Origin of the sequence: Massilia violaceinigra, from assembly GCF_002752675.1 — a bacterium.
GTDB lineage: Bacteria > Pseudomonadota > Gammaproteobacteria > Burkholderiales > Burkholderiaceae_D > Telluria_A > Telluria_A violaceinigra.
The window spans coordinates 1,622,158-1,637,412 of record NZ_CP024608.1 but is presented as its reverse complement, the minus strand read 5'-3'; the positions used below and the strand labels follow the sequence as shown (position 1 = coordinate 1,637,412).

Sequence of the window (15,255 nt, the reverse complement as noted above, 5' to 3'; positions counted from 1 at the left end):
TCCGTTTCAGAAATAATGAGGGATGTTGGCGATCAAATTCACCGAAAACCCCACCAGGCGCTTGAGCATCCAGGGGCCGCACACGATCAGCACGATCACCGCCGCGATAATCTTCGGAATGAAGGTGAGCGAGGTTTCCTGCACCTGCGTGACGACCTGGATCACGCTCACCAGCAAGCCCACCACCAGCGTCACCGCCAAAAGCGGCGCGGAAATGAGCAGCGCATTCCATAACACGTCGCCCAGCAATTGCAAGGCAAGATCAGCACGCATCGGTGTCTTTCATTTACTTAAACAATATTCAGGCGGCGCAATCAGTGGCGCGCGAGGCGTGCCACCATCTGGGCCATGTCTTCGCCGGTGGGGCCGGCCCGTCCGCCCATGGCGTCCAGGACGACACTGCGCAAACGCCCGGGGTCGCCCGCCTCGCCCGACAGCACGGCCTGCGCGTAACGCGCCGACAAGCCCTCGCGGTCGAGCCGCAGCGCCCGTTCGATGGCTGCCTCGGCGATGCCGCGCTGTCCCTTGAGCGCGGCGACCACGGCCACCGCGCCATGGGTCTCGCCGAAATTGCGGTCCAGCGCCATGGCGCTGGTAAAGGCGGCTTCGGCCCCATCGAGATCGTCGCCGAACAGCTTGCACCAGCCGAGCGCGTGCCAGGTGCCGATGTGGCCCGGCATATAGGCCAACGCCTGTTCCAGCTGCACCACCGCGCCGCCCAAGTCGCGCCGCAGCAGGCTGGCCATGCCCAGGCCGGACCAGCTGCGCCCTTCGGCCGGATGGCTGGCCAGCACCTGCTTGAAGGCCGCGATCGCGCCTTCGCTGTCGGCCTGGGCCAGGGCGATGGTCGCCCGCACCACCAGCGCCTCGGCCGCCTGCGCATCGAGCGCCAGCGCCGCCGCGCTCCACGCGCCGGCCCGCTCCAGGTCGCCCTGATCCAGGCAAGCCAGGCTGGCCGCGCCCAGGAACGCGGGCTCGCCGGCCAGGCGTGCGTGGTGCTCGGTGGCAAAGGCGATCGCCTTGTCCAGCGCGCCGGTGTGGTGGTAGGCGCGCACCAGCGCGGTCACCGCCGCCGGATCGAGCGCGGGATCGGCCAGCCAGGGCGTCATGGTGTCGAGCGCCCCCTGGTGCAATCCCAATTGCACCAGGCACTGCGCCAGGCTCGACGCGATGCCCACGTCGGCATGCTGTTCCAGCAGCGCACTGTAGATAACGGCAGCCTCGCCCCATTGCTTGAGGGCATTGAGCACATGCGCGTGGCGGTAGCGGAAAAACGGATCGGCCGGATAGCGCGCCATGGCGTCTTGCACGTGGGCCAGGGCCTGTTCCAGCGCGCCGGCGGCCAGGCTCTGGTCGATGGCGCGCGCCAGCAGGTCGGTATTGCCCGGATCGGCCAGCAGATAGCCTTCTGTGCGCGCCAATTGCGCAACCGTGTCCTGGAGTGTGGTGTGATCTGCCTGCATAGTCGCTACCCGTGTCATGTGTGAAGAGCTGATTAAGTGCTATGAAATGGCGCTGCCCGCGAAGGCGCGCCTAAGTGTTTTTTGACAACAGATGCTCGATCGCACTGCCGATCATCTGGCGGCAAGCGGCATCGGCGTCGAGCGCATCCTGCACCTTCTCGACCATCTGGAAAAAGCCCGGATCGCCGACCAGGTCTTCGCCGAAGTGCGACAACAGCACCGCCTCCAGGAACACCCGGAACGCCTTGCGCCCGCGCTGCGGATCGTCGACGCCAATCTGCGCAATGCGCAGTTGAACCAGTTGCCCCAGGTTTTCCTGCGCATAGCGCCCGGCGCCGCCAGCTTGCTTGCGCGCCGCCGTCTTTTTCAGCGGCGCACCCTGCACGCGCGCGCCGAGCTGGGCCCGGATCACGGAGACCAGGTCGTTCACGCTGCCGATCGGAGCACTCATGCGCTTGCCTGTCCGCTATCGAGGTCCGGACTCAGGGCGCCGTATTGCCGGTATAGGCCGACAGGAACAGGTGGTGCGCGCCGCCCGCCGCCTCTTCCGCCTGCTCTTCCGGCTGCTCCGCCGGCTCCGCTGCCGGCACCACGGCCCCCGCCGGCATGCCGGCCGGCTGGCCCGCTTCGATGCGTTCGAGTTCGTTCACAATGCGCTGCATATCGACATTCAACGGCGCGTTGCTCAGGTTCGCGCGGATGCCCTCCTGCAGACAAGCCCTGGCGTCCGCCAATTCTTCGCCGATCATGTGGCGCAAGCCGCGCCCGAACAGGCGCAGGGGATCGCCGGCGGCCAGCTCGTCGAGCGGGGCGAACACCAGCGCGGCCTGCTCGACGCCGCCGCCGGTGAGCCACAATAAGCCGAGTTGCAGACGTGCAATCGACAAGGTCGGATCGAGCGCCAGCGCCGCCTCCATCTCGCCCACGGCACGCTCGTACATCTTGATCTGGGCGTATTCGGCGCCCAGCAGGTAGTGGGCGATGCCGCTGGCGTCGGGACGCGACACCGCTTCCTTCAGGTAGCCGAGGGCGGCGCCGGAATCGTCGGCGCCGCTGGCATTGAGGGCCAGCTGCATCAGTTCAGCCTGGTCGAGCATGGAAAGTGTGGTGCTTGTCATATTGTCAGTCTCAAGAAAATCGGGGAAATCGGAAAATGGGCCGCTGGCGGGTCGAAATCGGCATGCTCAACAGCGCAAATCGACCTGTGCGGACGGCGGCAGCCGCGACCGCAGGGTGGCCAGCGCATCGCGGTGAATCTGGGCGATCCGGCTGCGCGACAGGTCCAGGCTGGCGGCAATGTCGTCGAATCGTACTTGTTGCAAATAATGCGAGTAGATCACTTGTTTTTGCGTGGCGGGCAACGCCTCCACCATGGCGCGCACCCTGGACTGGCACTGTTTGAGCTGCACACCATGATAACTATTGTCGGCGTATTGCGCATCCTCGGCGCGGTGCATGTCCGAGCCCTCCAGCGCAAAGCCGACCGCCAGCCCGACCGCCAGCTCGGCCAGGCGGGCGAACACCGCTTCCGGCCCGGTGGGCGGCGCCGCGTCGCCGCGCAGCGACTCGACGCGCTGGGCCAGCACGCGGCGGCGCGCGCCGATCTGCTGCTGGATTTCGCTCGACGTCTCGATGCCCGACATGACCGCGCCGCTGATGCGCGCCGCCGCATAGGTTTCGAACTTGTAGCCGCGCGCGGGATCGAAGCGGTCGATCGCCTCGATCAGCCCGACCCTGGCGTATTGCAGGTAGTCGGCGAATTCCATCTCCGAAAACACCCGCCGGGCGTAGGTCTTGGCGGCCATCATGCGCGCGAACCCCAGGTAGGCGCCGACCAGCTGCTCGCGCACCGATGCCTCGCGCGCCTGCACGAAACGGGCCCACAGGCGCTCCGTCGCCGACGCTGCGGCGCCGGCTGCGGCGGCCGGACCAGGCACAATGAGGGCGGCATCGGATTTCATGCCTCAGACAAAGGTTCCCAACAGCGCCCGCACGATCAGGTTCCAGCCATCGATCAGCACGAACATCAGGATTTTCAGCGGCAGCGAAATCGAGGCCGGCGGCACCATCATCATACCGAGCGACATCAAGGCGCTCGACACGATCAAGTCGACCAGCAAGAAGGGCAGGAAAATCACGAAGCCGATCTGGAAGGCGGCGCGCAGCTCGGAGAGCATGAACGCCGGAATCAGCTGGACCATGCTGATATCGTCCATGGTGCGCGGCTGCTCGGCCTTGGCCAGCTCGACCATCAGGGCCAGGTCCGGCTCGCGCGTCTGGCGCACCATGAATTCGCGCAGCGGCAAAATCGCGCCCTGCACCGCTTTTTCCGCCGTCAGGCTGCCCGCCATGAACGGTTGCAGCGCCTTGGTATTGACCTCGGTCAGGGCCGGCGTCATGGTAAAGAAGGTCAGGAACAGGGCCAGGCTGACGATCACCGTATTGGGCGGGGTTTCCTGCATGCCCAGCGCGTGGCGCAGCATGGAGAGCACGATCACGATGCGCACGAAGGAGGTCATCGACATCAGGATCGCCGGCGCCAGGCTGAGCACCGTCAAACCGAGCAGGATCTTGATGGCGGACGAGATCTCGCCGCCGCCCTGGCCGGCGCCGGCCAGGTTGACCTGGATGCCGGGCATGCTCAGCACCGGCTCGGCGCCGGCGGCAGCGCCGGCCACTAAACCCAGGCCCAGGGCGCAGCCTGTCAGCAGCGTGCGGCGGGCGCTCATGCCGGATCCGATGCGCTTGCCACGCCGGCGGCGGGGCCGGGCGGCGCCGCTTGCGCCAGGCAATTGACGCCGTGTTCGCCCTGTGCCACCAGATAATGGGCACCGCCGAATTCGACCACGGCGAGCAAGGTGCGCGGGCCCATGCGCTGGGTTTCGAGGATGCGCAGCAGGCGCGTGCCGGACGCCGCCGGCGCCGTCAGGTTCAGGCGCTTGCGGATGAACAGCACGGCCACGATGGCAATGAGCGACATGACCAGCACGCCGACGGCGCCGCCCGAAAACAGCGAGGCGCTGCTGCCGGGGTCCTGCTTGAACGGAATCGCCGGCGCGCCGGCCGCCGGCGCGGCCTGCACCGCCACGGCGGCCAGCAGCCCCAGGGCGGCAGCCAGGAAATGGGCACGCATGATCAGCCCCGCAGCGCCGGTGCGACGTCGGTGATGCGCACGCCGAAGTTATCGTCGACCACCACCAGTTGACCGCGTGCCACCACATTGCCGTCGACCATGACGTCGACCGGGGTATCGACCGCGCGGTCGATCTTGAGCAGCGCCGATTGCTTCAACGCCAGCAATTCGCCCAGGGTCGTGTGGGCGTGCCCGACCACCACCGACAGGCTGACCTTGACGCCATCGAGCAGTCCGCTCCCGCCCGCCAGCAAAGCCGGACCGGCCGGCGCCTCGGGTGTCAGTTCGGGCAACTCGACGAACTGGGTATGGCTGTCGCCGGCGTCGGAAGTGCTGTTCGGTTTGTTAAGCATCATGCTGCTCCATTCAATGATAAGGAAGTACTCGATAGTTCGACGGCCACCATGCCGTCGCGCTGGCCCAGATAGGCTTCGAACAGGGCATTGCCGCCCGGCCCGACCAGGGTGACCGTGTCGTCGACCGAATTGTCGAGACGAATGACGTCGCCGGCGCCGGCCGTCATCAGGTTCCCGAGCCCGATCCGGGCGCCGCCGGCACGCACCGTCAGCGTCACCGGCACGGCGCGCAGCACCTGCAGGTAGTCGAGCGCGGCCAGCGCGGCGACCGGCTGATCCGGCGCCGGGGCCAGCGCACTGACGGCCTCGGCGTTGAGCAGGCAGTCGAGCGCCTGCTTGCCCAGGCGCACCCGCAACAGCAGCGCGCCGCCGCCCTGGGCGAACAGGGCCGGCGGCACGGCCGCCATGGCGCCCGCAGCGCGCGTGGCGCCGGCCAGCAAGCTCTCGCGCACGCCCGCCTGCAAGCGCGTGAAGGCCAGCTCGGCGCCGGCCGGCGCCAGGCGCGCCAGCGACGGCGCGTAGCCCGGGTCGGGCGCGAACACGGCGCGCTGCACGTCGGCGCCCAGTTCGTTCTGCCAGCCCAGCCACACGCTGCGTCCGGCATCGCTCCAGCACTGTTGCCAGGCAAAACCGGATGCGCCGCGCTCGCTGGCGCGCAGCACCTCGACCGTCGCCAGCGCCGGGTCAACGCCCCAGGCGCCGGCCCACTGCGCCACGGCGCCGGCCAGGGCCGCGCGCACGGTGTCGAGCACGCTGGTGCCGAGCAGGGTAAATGGGCGGACCGACATCAGCGGCCTTTCATGTCGAACAGTTGCTGGATCATGTCGTTGGCGGTACTGATCACGTGCGAGGAAGCCTGGTAGCCGCGCTGCATCAAAATCAGATTACCGAACTCTTCCGCCAGATCGACGTTGGAGCCTTCGCGGTGCCCCGACAGCAGCTTGCCGAAGGCATCGGTGCCGGCAAAGCCGTACTGGACGCTCGAACCTTCCTTCTTCGCGAACGCGCTGCCGCCGATCTGCTCGAGCGCCGAATCGGCCTCGAAATTGGCCAGCGCCAGGCGTGCGGCCTTGACCGTCTGGCCGTTCGAATAGTGGACCTGGACGCTGCCGTCGGCATCGATGGTGGTATCGGTCCTGGCCCCGGCCACATAGCCGTCGTTCGCGTTCGGCGCCAGGGTGGTCGTTTCGGAAGTCGAGGTGATGCCGGCGAAATCGAGCTTCACGTTCACCGCCGGGGCGCCGGCGGCGGCCAGGTTGACCGTCAGCGGCCCCTGCGCCGGGTCGAGCAAGCCGCCGACGAACTTCAGTTGCTGGGTGCTGAGCGTGGCGTTGGCGGCATTGGTCGCCGTCATGGTGAAGTTACCGCCACCATTGTTCTTGAACGACAAACTGATCGGCTGACTGACACCGTTCGCATCGAACACGGGAATCGCATTGACCTTGGCGTCAATCGGCGGGGTGGTCGTGGTCATCGTGAGGTTGCCGCGAAACTTGACCGTGCCGGTTGCCTTGGCTGCGCTGTTGTTGAATTTGTCGAGCGAAATCTCGGTCAGCTTCGAGCCGCTATCCAGGCCCATCACCTGGTCGCCGGCGCTGTTGACGAGAATGCCCTTTTCATCGAAACGGAAGTCGCCCGAGCGGGTGTACAAGATCTCGCCGTCGCGCCGAACCGCATAAAAGCCGTTGCCGTTGATGTTGAGGTCGAGCGGGTTGCCGGTACTCTGGTCGAGACCGGCACGGAAGTTGATCTTCGAGCCGAGCGACGCCACGCCGGTTCCCAGGCCATTCGAATGAGGGCTGTCCTGCGGCGCCTTGGGGCCGCTGCCCTGGTCGAACAGCTCGGCGAACTGCAGCTGGGCGCTCTTGAAACCGGGCGTGTTGACGTTGGCCAGGTTGTTGCCGACAACGCGCAAGCCTTTGGCATGGGTCAAGAGACCCGAGGTACCGATAGAGATCGAATCGAACATGTGAAGTTTCCTAGCGAATATTGATAATCTGCGACAGGCTGACATCGCTCTGGAACTGGCCGCTGGCGGTCGTGACCGTCATCATCGGTTGTCCGGATGCCAGCGCCAGCGCGGTGACCTTGCCGCTGACGATGAAGCCGTTCTGGTTGATGTCGACGGTCTTGCCCAGCAAGCCGATCGACTGCGTCGATGACTGTACCGACAGCAATTCGTCGATCTTGCTGTTGAGCTGACGACTCTGTTCGAGTGTGGCGAACTGGGCGATCTGGGCCACGAATTCCTGGTTGTCCACCGGTTTCAGCGGATCCTGGTTATTCAGCTGGGTGGTCAGAATCTTCAAAAAATCCTGAATTCCGATATTGCTCGATTGCGAGGCCGGATTGAAACCGGCGGCGGTTGCCGAACTGATAGGCATTTACACTGCTCCTTGAACTGCTGGCATGCCGACACGGCGCGCCAATAAAATATCGTCGTGCGCGCCATCGGCCGCAGCGCGGGTTTCCTCTGCATCGTCGGCCAGGCCGGGGCCGGCGACAATTTTCCTGCCGTTGACGGTCAGGGCCGCCAGCGGCGTGCCGCTGCGCGCGAATTCGCCCGCCATGGCCTGGGCCACGGCCCGCACCTGGTTTTGACTGAGCGCGGCGTCGCGCAACCAGGCATGCACGCCGTCGTTGTCGCGATACACGTGCATCAAGGTCTTGGCGTACTGCTCGGGCTCGCCGGCGGCATGCCGCTCGGGCGCGCCGTGGCCGGCTTCGGCCTGTTCCTGGGGCGCCGCCGGCGCCGCCTCGGGCTGGGCGCCGAACGGACCGAACCCGAACGCGGGCGCAGCCGCCGGCGCCGCGCTGGCGGCCGTGACCGCCATCGCCGCAGGCGAGCCCGGGGCCATCGTCCCCGAGCGCGCCACCGCGCCGGCGCCAGCGAGCGCGTAGGCCTGCGCCACGAAAGCGGCTGGCGTGGCGACGGCCGCGGGCGCAGGATTCACTTCCTCCGGCGTGGCCGGCGCGCTGGCCGCCAGCATGGCGTGCACTGGGCTGTGTGGGACCGCGTCGGTGTCGGGCTGGCCGGGCTGGGCGGCCTGGACGGCATCCGGCGCCGCGCCGCTGGCGCGTGTGCCAGCGGCGCGCGCAGCGGGCGAGGCGGCGCTCGCGCGCGGCTGGCCGCAAGCGTCGGCCGGCGCTTCGGAAGCGGGGCCGCGCGCGGCGACGCCGGACGCGGCCTCGTGCGCGGCGGGCTGGGCATTCGCTGCCTCGGCCTGCTTCACTGCCTGGGCCTGGACCTGGGCCTGGGGCGGACTGGCAGCGGCCGGCGCGCCTGGCGCGGCAGCACGCTGGACGCGTGGATTATCCGGTTTGGCCACGGCGTCGAAAGCGGCGCGTTCGAGTTGCTGCATCCAGCGGTCCTGGCGTGCCTCGGCGTCGCGCCGGTCGAGGCGGGCGCCAGCCGGGCTGGCCGTCGCGCTGAGCACATCGAGATTGACTGTCATTACGTTGTCGTCCCTGCATGAAGGGTATTCCATTGATCGTCGGCGATTTTGAAATCGCCACTCAGGCGTAGCTGTACAAACTTGGCTTTCATTTCATCGCGGTGCTCTTCGACCGCCTCGATCGCGCGCTGCGACGCCATCACCCGGTCGACCAGCTCATCGCGACCGGCCTGGAGCTGCGCCAGCGCGGCCTGCTCGGCGCGCACCTGGCCCGCCAGTTGCGACAGGTAGCGCGTGGTGCGCGCGAAGCGCTCGACCGGCAGCGCCTGGCCGGACGCGCACACGCCGGCCCACTCCAGCGCCAGCTGCTCCGACTGCGCCTGCAGCGCGCCGATCGCTTCCTGCTGCTGCCTGATCGCCACGTTGCGCTCGGCCAGTTCGCCCAGCAAGGCGTCGTGATCCCAGCGCCGCGTCAGCAGGATCGGTTCGAGCGCATAGCGAAAGCGCGCGCCGCTCATGGCTGCCCTGCGCCGAGCGCCTGCTGCAGGCGCTGCAGCGCATCCTGGCGTGTGGTCGATTCGAGCACCGACTGGCGCAGCACCGCGCGCAAGGCCGGAAACACTTGCATGGCGCGGTCGATGGCCGGATTGCTGCCGACCCGGTAGGCGCCCATGTCGACCATCTGGCGATTGCGCTCGTAGGTCGCCAGCAGGTCGACCACCGAGGACATCAGCGCCAGGTCCTCGGGCCCGCACAGTTCCGAGGCCAGCCGGCTGGTACTTTGCAGCACATCGATGGCCGGGAAGTGGCCTTCGTGTGCCAGCTCGCGCGAGAGCATGATGTGGCCGTCGAGGGTGGCGCGCACGATGTCCGAGATCGGCTCGTTGAAGTCGTCGCCCTCGACCAGCACCGTGTACAGCGCCGTGATGGCGCCACCCGAATCGGTGGTGCCGCAGCGTTCGCACAAGGCTGGAATGTCGGAGAACACCGACGGCGTATAGCCGCGCGCGGTTGGCGGCTCGCCAGCGGCCAGTCCGATTTCGCGGCGTGCCATGGCGAAGCGGGTGATCGAATCCATCATCAGCAGCACCTGGCGGCCCTGGTCGCGAAACGATTCGGCGATCGCGGTGGCGGCGTAGGCGGCGCGGGTGCGCGCCAGCGCCGGCTGGTCCGAGGTCGCCACCACCACCACGCTGCGCTTGAGGCCTTCGGCGCCAAGCTGCTTTTCGACGAATTCGCGCACCTCGCGTCCACGCTCGCCGATCAGGGCGATCACGTTCACATCCGACTTGACGTCGCGCGCCAGCATGCCCAGCAAGGTGCTTTTGCCGACGCCGCTGCCGGCGAAAATGCCCATGCGCTGGCCGCGCCCGAGCGGCAGCAAGGTATCGATCGCGCGCACCCCGGTGTCGAGCAGGTGGGCGATGCGCGGACGGGTCAGCGGGTTGATCGGGTCGGCCGTGAGCGCGCGCGTGGCGACCGTGCGCGGCGCCGCGCCGCCATCGAGCGGCACGCCGAAGGCATCGATCACGCGGCCCAGCAGCGCAGGACCGACCCCGACCCCGGCCTGGCGCCCGGTCGCGACAATGCTGTTGCCCACGCCGATGCCGCGCAATTCACCGTACGGCATCAGGATCACCCGCCCCGGCTTCATGCCGACCGCTTCGGCCAGCAGCGGCGCCGCGCCCTCGATGCTGACCTCGCACACTTCACCGATCGTCACATCCGGACCGATCGCTTCGATGCTCTGGCCGGCGATGCCGGTGACCCGGCCGGTGCGGCGCGTCAGTTCGGCGCCGGCCAGCGCGTCGCGATAGGCTTGCATCAGATCTCTTCCTGCTGCAGGCGGGCGGCGCGCACCGCCACCAGGGTCGCGCGCAAGCGCTCGATCTGGGTTTCCAGGCGCGCGTCCAGGGTGCCGGTGGAACTGTCGACGATGCAGCCGCCCAGCGCAATGGTGGCGTCGGCGCTGTAGCGCACATGCGGTTCCGGTCCATCTTCGCCCTGGCGCAGCAGCGCCAGATCGTCCGGATGCAGGCGGATGCCGACGTGTTCGCGCTCGCGCGTGGCAGCCGCGGCCTCGCGCACCACCTGCATCAGGGTGTCGCGGCTGGCCGCGCGCTCGCCCAGGATGCGGCACAGCGCGGCGAACGCCAGCTCGACGATATCGTCTTCGGCCTGCTCGACCAGTGCCGGCTTGGCCTGCACCAGCTGCAGCGCCAGCGACTTGACCCGGCTGACCTGGGCTTGCAAGAGTTGGCGGCCTTCGGCTTCGCCCTGTTCCAGGCCGGCGGCATGACCGCGCCGTTCGGCCTCGGCGCGCGCGGCCGCGCAGTCGCGCTCGTTTTGCGCGCGCAGTTTTTTCAGCTCGGCCTCAAGCACTTCCGGCAAGGTCGGCATCAGCGGCGCCGTTGGCGCGGCGGGCGCCGGTTGCGCAGCCACCGCCACGGCCACCGGCAACACCGTTGGCGGCGGCGCGGCCGGGCGCGGCGCGGGCGCGGCGAGCGTGGCGGCCAGCGCGGTTGCGGTTGCGGGCGCCGGCGCGGCGGGGCGTGCCGGCGCTTCCTGATGACGGCGCAACTGGCGCAAGCCGGTAACGGCGGCGGCGCGGATTATTTCACCCATGCGGACACCCTGGCGATCAGTGCGGACAAGGGCGAGCGCACCAGCGCCGGTGCCACGCTGCGCGTGCGCGTGCGCGCCAGTGCGGCGGCGACCGCCTCGAGCAGGAATGCGCTGCGTTCGGGCGCCACGGCGCCGCTGCGGTCGATCGCGCCGCGCACCAGTGCGCGCTGCGGGGCAGCGAGCAGGTCGAGCAGGTCGGCCGCCCACGGCCACGCTTCGATCGCCAGCAAGGCGGCGATCAGGCTGGCCGGCTCATTGCCGACGGCCTCGAACAGCGCGTGCGCGTCGGCGCCGCGCAAGCGCTCGGCGGCACTGGCGGGGGCGCGGTCCGGAGCCGTGGTCGACACCAGGGCCGGCACGGCGCCGCCATCGAAACCGAGTTCGGCAAGTTCGGCCAGATAGGCGCGCAATACTTCCTGATCGTGCGCAGGCAGTTCGGCCAGGATGGCTTCCTGGTCGCCGGTACTCACGCCATACAGCGCAAGCGCGGCCTGGCGGTGGCCGCTCATCGCGGCGCTCCAGGGCCAGGCGCCGCATCGGCCGGACGGTCGATCCAGTTGCGCACGTTATCGAGCATCGCGCGCCGCTCGGCGTCGCTCAGCGCGGTGCGCACCGGCTGCGCGCGGCGGCGCGACGCGCGCCAGGCCAGCGCTGCCGCCGCCAGCACGATCGCCAGCACGACCAGCAGCACGCCGATCACCACGGCGGCCGAATCGGCGTCCGGTCCACGCTTGGCCGGCAAGGGCGCGGCCGTCGCCGGTTCCGACGCGGCCGGCACAACATCGGCAGCCGGACTGGCACTGACCAGGGTTTGCATCGAGTTGACCACGATGGCGTCGCCGCGCCCGCCGTTCAGGCCGGCGGCAAGCGACACGACTTCCTTCAGCCTGGCCAATTGTTCGTCGCTCAGGGCCTGGCGCACCACGACCGCGATGGTCATGCGCCGCACCGTGCCGCTGGCGACGGCCAACTGCTCGACGCGCCGTCCGACGTTGTAGTCGGACTCGGAGGTGGTGCTGCCGCTGCCGCCCTTGGCCGCAGCCGGGGCGTTGGCGCCGGCGTCGCCTTCGCGCACCGTATAGCGCTCGCGCACCATGACGCCGGTCGGGCTGCCGTCGCTGACGGCGCCCTTGGCTGGCAACACTTCTTCGGTCGTGACCTTGCTCTGGTCCAGGTTCAGCACCACATCCACGCTGGCGATGGCCTGGCCGGCGCCGAAGGTGCGGTCGAGCACCTGGGTCACTTTCTTGACCAGGTAATCTTCGGTGCTGCGCTTGGCGTCGAGCTGGCTCGATGCGCCTTCGCCCGGGTTCTCGCCATTGGCCACGCGCGTGAGCGCCACGCCATGCTGGTCGAGCAGGGTCACATCGGCGCTGGCGATGTCGGGCACCGAGGCGGCCACCAGACGCTGGATGCCGGCCACCTGTTCGGCGCTGAGCACCCGGCCCGGCTTCATGGTCAGGGTGACCGAGGCCTTGGGCTTGGTCATGGTCTTCTTGAACAAGCCCTGCTCCGGAATCGCCAGATGCACGCGCGCGGCCTGGATATCATCGATCGACAGGATGGTGCGGGTCAGCTCCCCCTGGGTCGCCCGTTGATAGTTGACCTTCTGCACAAACTCGGTCATGCCGAAATCGGCATTGTTAAACACTTCGAAGCCGACCGCGCCGTGCAGCGGCACGTCGGTACCCATCAGCTGAAGGCGGGTCTTGTAGACCAGCTCTTTCGGCACCAGGATGGTGTGGCCGCCGTCGGCCAGCCGGTACGGCGTCTTCATCTTGTCGAGTTCGCTCGTCATGGCGGCCGCATCGCGCGGGGCGATGTCGGCGAACAGGACTTGATACTCGGTGCGGTAGGCCCAGAAGCCGAGTGCCGCCATCAGCGCGACGATCACCAGCACGCCGGCAACGATGCCGGTGCGAGCGCGTGGCGCGAGGCCTTCCCATTTTTCTTGCATTGATCCCACTTATGGCTCCTAAACCTGCATCCGCATGACTTCTTGGTACGCCTCGAGCAACTTGGTGCGTACCTGTGCCAACAATTGAAACGAGAGTTTCGCTTCTTCCATATGAATCATGACTTCGTGCAAGCTCTGGGTCTCGCCGACGGCCAGTTTCCTGACCTCCTGGTCGACATTGACCAGGCTGGTGTTGACCGCGCCGACTTCCTGCGCGAACCAGTTGGCAAAGCCGGCGGCCGGCGCGGCCGGTGCGCTGGCCGGCAGGAACGTTTCGGCGGGGACCGCGGCGCCCACCGCGGCGATGGCATCGATACTCATTGCTGACCTCCGATGTCGAGCGTGCGCGCGGCCATGGCCTTGGCAGCCGTCATGGCCGCCACATTGGCTTCGTAGGCGCGCAGCGCGGTATTCAAATTCAGCATCTCGGCGCTATGATTGACGCCGGGATAAGCGACCATCCCTTTCGGGTCGGCATACGGGTGGCCCGGCTCGTAGACCAGGCGCGGCGCCACCGCCTGCGACTCGACCGAGGTAACGCGCACGCCACCGCCCTGCACGGCCGTCATCTGGCCGAACTGCTGGGCGAAGCTGAGCGCATTCGGGCTCGAGAGCACGCGCTGCGGCTGGTACACCGACGAGGCCGATGTACCGGCGCTGTTCATGTTGGCGATATTGGCGGCGGTGACGTCCATGCGCATTTTTTCAACGGCCATGCCGCTGGCGCTGATCTGGAAGGCGGCGTGGTAGTCCATCAGCGCTTGCCTTCCGAAATGGCCATCCCGATCAGGGAAAAGTGCTTGTTGAGCGCCTTGAGCAGCGCCTGGTGGTGCAAGGTGGTTTCGGACAGTTGCGCCATTTCCTGGTCGAGCGCCACGGCGTTGTCGGCGCTGCCGATCTGGGCGTACTCGAAGGCCGGACGGAAGTTCGACAGGTCGGCCAGCGAGGGGGACGCGACCTGGCCGTCGGGGCTGCGCAGCGCCGCCATGCGGCTTTCGAAACTGACGCTGACACGCTGGTGCCCGGGGGTGTTGACATTGGCGATGTTGTGCGCAATGGCTTGCTGGCGCATGCCCGCGGCATCGAGCGCGAGGCTGAGCAAGGCACTGGCGTTGCTGTCAATAATGGATAACATGGTTCAATACTCCACGGTTCGGATACGGTTGCGCAGGCCGGCCTGCGCCGGTCGCTGCATAAATACTTACTGGACGATCAGTTCGGCGTGCAGGGCGCCGGCCGCCTTCACGGCGCGCAAAATCGAGATGATGTCGCGCGTATTCGTTTTCAGGCGCGTGAGCGAGCGCACCAGGTCGGCCACGGTGGTATCGTTGGGGGCGACGAAGCCGGTCTCGCCGCGTTCGTCGACGCTGACCCGGCTGTTGGCCACCGGCAGCGACTGCACTCCGCTCCCCACCTGGCGCACCAGCAGCGGCTGCGAGACGGTGTTGTCGGTGACGATCGACACCTTCAGTTCGCCGTGCGACACCACCACTTTTGAAATGCGCACATCGCCGCCCGACACCACGGTGCCGGTGCGCTCGTTGATGACCACGCGCGCGCGCCGGTCCGGCTCGACCATCACGTTTTCGATGTCGGTCAGGTAATCGGTCAGGCGGTTGCGGCGCGCCGCCGGGATCTGGATCTCGACCCCGGACGCATCCAGGGCTACCGCCACGGAGCTGCCCAGGCGCGCATTGATGGCGCTGGCGACCCGGCTGGCGGTGGTGAAGTCGGGTTCGGACAGGACGAAGGTAACGCTGTCGCGGCCGCTTCGCATATCGTTGACCAGGCCCACTTCGACCGTGGCGCCGCCGGGAATCGAGGCGACGGTGGGGTGATTTTTCTGCACCACGTTGCCATTCATGTCGTATTTGTAGCCGCCCACCGACAGCGCGCCCTGGCTCAGCGCGTAGATCTTGCCGTCCGCGCCCTTGAGGGGCGCCAGCATCAGGGCGCCGCCGACCAGGCTGCGGGCGTCGCCGATCGAGGTGATCGTCACATCGATGGCGTCGCCGGCCCGCGCGAACGGGCTCAGGGTGGCGGTGACCATGACCGCGGCCACGTTGCGGCTCTGGACATCGTCGGCGCCGATGGTGATGTCGAAGCGCGACAGCATGTTGGCGATCGATTGCCGGGTTGCCTTGTTGCGCGAGGAGTCGCCGGTCCCGGCCAGGCCGGTGACCAGGCCGTAGCCGCTGAGCGCATTGTCGCGCCAGCCGGCCATCTTGCCGATATCCTTGATGCGGATCGTCTCGGCCGAGGCCGACACGGCGGCGGAGAGAGACAGGACCAGCAAGCCGGCCAGGAGTAAGGTACGCTTGAACAT

At 67.9% G+C, this 15,255-nt stretch carries 21 protein-coding genes; all 21 read right to left on the bottom strand.

The features are described 5' to 3' along the window. Window positions 1-6: 6 nt before the first annotated feature. Window positions 7-273, bottom strand: coding sequence for a flagellar biosynthesis protein FliQ (fliQ, locus tag CR152_RS07310; RefSeq protein ID WP_099874321.1), 267 nt, complete (start codon window positions 271-273; stop codon window positions 7-9). 41 nt (window positions 274-314) lie between these two features. Then, window positions 315-1,421, bottom strand: a complete 1,107-nt coding sequence (locus tag CR152_RS07305; RefSeq protein ID WP_099874320.1) for a tetratricopeptide repeat protein — start codon at window positions 1,419-1,421, stop codon at window positions 315-317. Between the two features lie 112 nt (window positions 1,422-1,533). Further along, window positions 1,534-1,914, bottom strand: coding sequence for a hypothetical protein (locus tag CR152_RS07300; RefSeq protein WP_099874319.1), 381 nt, complete (start codon window positions 1,912-1,914; stop codon window positions 1,534-1,536). Between the two features lie 31 nt (window positions 1,915-1,945). After that, window positions 1,946-2,581 carry a tetratricopeptide repeat protein gene (locus tag CR152_RS07295; RefSeq protein ID WP_157778369.1) on the bottom strand — a complete coding sequence of 212 codons (636 nt, stop codon included), beginning with the start codon at window positions 2,579-2,581 and terminating at the stop codon, window positions 1,946-1,948. A gap of 66 nt (window positions 2,582-2,647) precedes the next feature. Continuing rightward, the gene (locus tag CR152_RS07290) at window positions 2,648-3,424 is read right to left on the bottom strand and encodes a sigma-70 family RNA polymerase sigma factor (protein ID WP_099874317.1); all 777 of its coding nucleotides are present in this window, start codon (window positions 3,422-3,424) and stop codon (window positions 2,648-2,650) included. Window positions 3,425-3,427: 3 nt separating this feature from the next. Beyond that, a complete protein-coding gene (gene fliP, locus CR152_RS07285) occupies window positions 3,428-4,192 on the bottom strand; it encodes a flagellar type III secretion system pore protein FliP (RefSeq protein WP_099874316.1) in 765 nt (254 codons plus the stop codon). Beyond that, window positions 4,189-4,596: a flagellar biosynthetic protein FliO gene (locus CR152_RS07280; RefSeq protein ID WP_099874315.1), complete on the bottom strand. Its 408-nt coding sequence runs from the start codon at window positions 4,594-4,596 to the stop codon at window positions 4,189-4,191. Before CR152_RS07280 ends, fliP begins: the two co-directional genes overlap by 4 nt. A 2-nt stretch (window positions 4,597-4,598) precedes the next feature. Further along, on the bottom strand, window positions 4,599-4,952 hold the full coding sequence (locus tag CR152_RS07275; RefSeq protein ID WP_099874314.1) for a FliM/FliN family flagellar motor switch protein: 354 nt from the start codon (window positions 4,950-4,952) through the stop codon (window positions 4,599-4,601). Beyond that, the gene (locus tag CR152_RS07270; protein WP_099874313.1) at window positions 4,949-5,740 is read right to left on the bottom strand and encodes a FliM/FliN family flagellar motor C-terminal domain-containing protein; all 792 of its coding nucleotides are present in this window, start codon (window positions 5,738-5,740) and stop codon (window positions 4,949-4,951) included. The genes CR152_RS07275 and CR152_RS07270 overlap by 4 nt, the downstream gene beginning before the upstream one ends. Continuing rightward, window positions 5,740-6,921, bottom strand: coding sequence for a flagellar hook protein FlgE (locus CR152_RS07265; protein WP_157778368.1), 1,182 nt, complete (start codon window positions 6,919-6,921; stop codon window positions 5,740-5,742). Before CR152_RS07265 ends, CR152_RS07270 begins: the two co-directional genes overlap by 1 nt. Window positions 6,922-6,931: 10 nt before the next feature. Continuing rightward, window positions 6,932-7,336, bottom strand: coding sequence for a flagellar hook assembly protein FlgD (locus CR152_RS07260; RefSeq protein WP_099874311.1), 405 nt, complete (start codon window positions 7,334-7,336; stop codon window positions 6,932-6,934). Continuing rightward, entirely contained in the window at window positions 7,337-8,407 is a 1,071-nt protein-coding gene (locus CR152_RS07255) for a hypothetical protein (RefSeq protein ID WP_099874310.1), read from the bottom strand. After that, window positions 8,407-8,865 (bottom strand): hypothetical protein, encoded by a 459-nt coding sequence (locus CR152_RS07250; RefSeq protein WP_099874309.1) that lies wholly within the window; start codon window positions 8,863-8,865, stop codon window positions 8,407-8,409. The genes CR152_RS07255 and CR152_RS07250 overlap by 1 nt, the downstream gene beginning before the upstream one ends. Further along, window positions 8,862-10,172: a FliI/YscN family ATPase gene (locus CR152_RS07245; RefSeq protein ID WP_099874308.1), complete on the bottom strand. Its 1,311-nt coding sequence runs from the start codon at window positions 10,170-10,172 to the stop codon at window positions 8,862-8,864. The genes CR152_RS07250 and CR152_RS07245 overlap by 4 nt, the downstream gene beginning before the upstream one ends. After that, complete coding sequence (locus CR152_RS07240) at window positions 10,172-10,972, bottom strand: FliH/SctL family protein (protein ID WP_099874307.1); 801 nt, start codon at window positions 10,970-10,972, stop codon at window positions 10,172-10,174. The genes CR152_RS07245 and CR152_RS07240 overlap by 1 nt, the downstream gene beginning before the upstream one ends. After that, on the bottom strand, window positions 10,960-11,481 hold the full coding sequence (locus tag CR152_RS07235; protein WP_099874306.1) for a hypothetical protein: 522 nt from the start codon (window positions 11,479-11,481) through the stop codon (window positions 10,960-10,962). The genes CR152_RS07240 and CR152_RS07235 overlap by 13 nt, the downstream gene beginning before the upstream one ends. Then, window positions 11,478-12,929 carry a flagellar basal-body MS-ring/collar protein FliF gene (gene fliF, locus CR152_RS07230; protein ID WP_099874305.1) on the bottom strand — a complete coding sequence of 484 codons (1,452 nt, stop codon included), beginning with the start codon at window positions 12,927-12,929 and terminating at the stop codon, window positions 11,478-11,480. Before fliF ends, CR152_RS07235 begins: the two co-directional genes overlap by 4 nt. 18 nt (window positions 12,930-12,947) lie before the next feature. Beyond that, complete coding sequence (fliE, locus tag CR152_RS07225) at window positions 12,948-13,250, bottom strand: flagellar hook-basal body complex protein FliE (protein ID WP_099874304.1); 303 nt, start codon at window positions 13,248-13,250, stop codon at window positions 12,948-12,950. Then, on the bottom strand, window positions 13,247-13,684 hold the full coding sequence (gene flgC / locus CR152_RS07220) for a flagellar basal body rod protein FlgC (RefSeq protein WP_099874303.1): 438 nt from the start codon (window positions 13,682-13,684) through the stop codon (window positions 13,247-13,249). Before flgC ends, fliE begins: the two co-directional genes overlap by 4 nt. Further along, window positions 13,684-14,064 (bottom strand): flagellar basal body rod protein FlgB, encoded by a 381-nt coding sequence (flgB, locus tag CR152_RS07215; RefSeq protein ID WP_099874302.1) that lies wholly within the window; start codon window positions 14,062-14,064, stop codon window positions 13,684-13,686. Before flgB ends, flgC begins: the two co-directional genes overlap by 1 nt. Window positions 14,065-14,130: 66 nt before the next feature. After that, the gene (locus CR152_RS07210) at window positions 14,131-15,255 is read right to left on the bottom strand and encodes a flagellar basal body P-ring protein FlgI (protein ID WP_099874301.1); all 1,125 of its coding nucleotides are present in this window, start codon (window positions 15,253-15,255) and stop codon (window positions 14,131-14,133) included.

Bases quoted from the DNA above. Each gene is read 5' to 3' on its own strand.
- fliQ (WP_099874321.1), bottom strand. From the start codon at position 273: ATGCGTGCTGATCTTGCCTTGCAATTGCTGGGCGACGTGTTATGGAAT.
- CR152_RS07300 (WP_099874319.1), bottom strand. From the start codon at position 1,914: ATGAGTGCTCCGATCGGCAGCGTGAACGACCTGGTCTCCGTGATCCGG.
- CR152_RS07295 (WP_157778369.1), bottom strand. From the start codon at position 2,581: ATGACAAGCACCACACTTTCCATGCTCGACCAGGCTGAACTGATGCAG.
- CR152_RS07290 (WP_099874317.1), bottom strand. From the start codon at position 3,424: ATGAAATCCGATGCCGCCCTCATTGTGCCTGGTCCGGCCGCCGCAGCC.
- fliP (WP_099874316.1), bottom strand. From the start codon at position 4,192: ATGAGCGCCCGCCGCACGCTGCTGACAGGCTGCGCCCTGGGCCTGGGT.
- CR152_RS07280 (WP_099874315.1), bottom strand. From the start codon at position 4,596: ATGCGTGCCCATTTCCTGGCTGCCGCCCTGGGGCTGCTGGCCGCCGTG.
- CR152_RS07275 (WP_099874314.1), bottom strand. From the start codon at position 4,952: ATGATGCTTAACAAACCGAACAGCACTTCCGACGCCGGCGACAGCCAT.
- CR152_RS07270 (WP_099874313.1), bottom strand. From the start codon at position 5,740: ATGTCGGTCCGCCCATTTACCCTGCTCGGCACCAGCGTGCTCGACACC.
- CR152_RS07265 (WP_157778368.1), bottom strand. From the start codon at position 6,921: ATGTTCGATTCGATCTCTATCGGTACCTCGGGTCTCTTGACCCATGCC.
- CR152_RS07260 (WP_099874311.1), bottom strand. From the start codon at position 7,336: ATGCCTATCAGTTCGGCAACCGCCGCCGGTTTCAATCCGGCCTCGCAA.
- CR152_RS07255 (WP_099874310.1), bottom strand. From the start codon at position 8,407: ATGACAGTCAATCTCGATGTGCTCAGCGCGACGGCCAGCCCGGCTGGC.
- CR152_RS07250 (WP_099874309.1), bottom strand. From the start codon at position 8,865: ATGAGCGGCGCGCGCTTTCGCTATGCGCTCGAACCGATCCTGCTGACG.
- CR152_RS07245 (WP_099874308.1), bottom strand. From the start codon at position 10,172: ATGCAAGCCTATCGCGACGCGCTGGCCGGCGCCGAACTGACGCGCCGC.
- CR152_RS07240 (WP_099874307.1), bottom strand. From the start codon at position 10,972: ATGGGTGAAATAATCCGCGCCGCCGCCGTTACCGGCTTGCGCCAGTTG.
- CR152_RS07235 (WP_099874306.1), bottom strand. From the start codon at position 11,481: ATGAGCGGCCACCGCCAGGCCGCGCTTGCGCTGTATGGCGTGAGTACC.
- fliF (WP_099874305.1), bottom strand. From the start codon at position 12,929: ATGCAAGAAAAATGGGAAGGCCTCGCGCCACGCGCTCGCACCGGCATC.
- fliE (WP_099874304.1), bottom strand. From the start codon at position 13,250: ATGAGTATCGATGCCATCGCCGCGGTGGGCGCCGCGGTCCCCGCCGAA.
- flgC (WP_099874303.1), bottom strand. From the start codon at position 13,684: ATGGACTACCACGCCGCCTTCCAGATCAGCGCCAGCGGCATGGCCGTT.
- flgB (WP_099874302.1), bottom strand. From the start codon at position 14,064: ATGTTATCCATTATTGACAGCAACGCCAGTGCCTTGCTCAGCCTCGCG.
- CR152_RS07210 (WP_099874301.1), bottom strand. From the start codon at position 15,255: ATGTTCAAGCGTACCTTACTCCTGGCCGGCTTGCTGGTCCTGTCTCTC.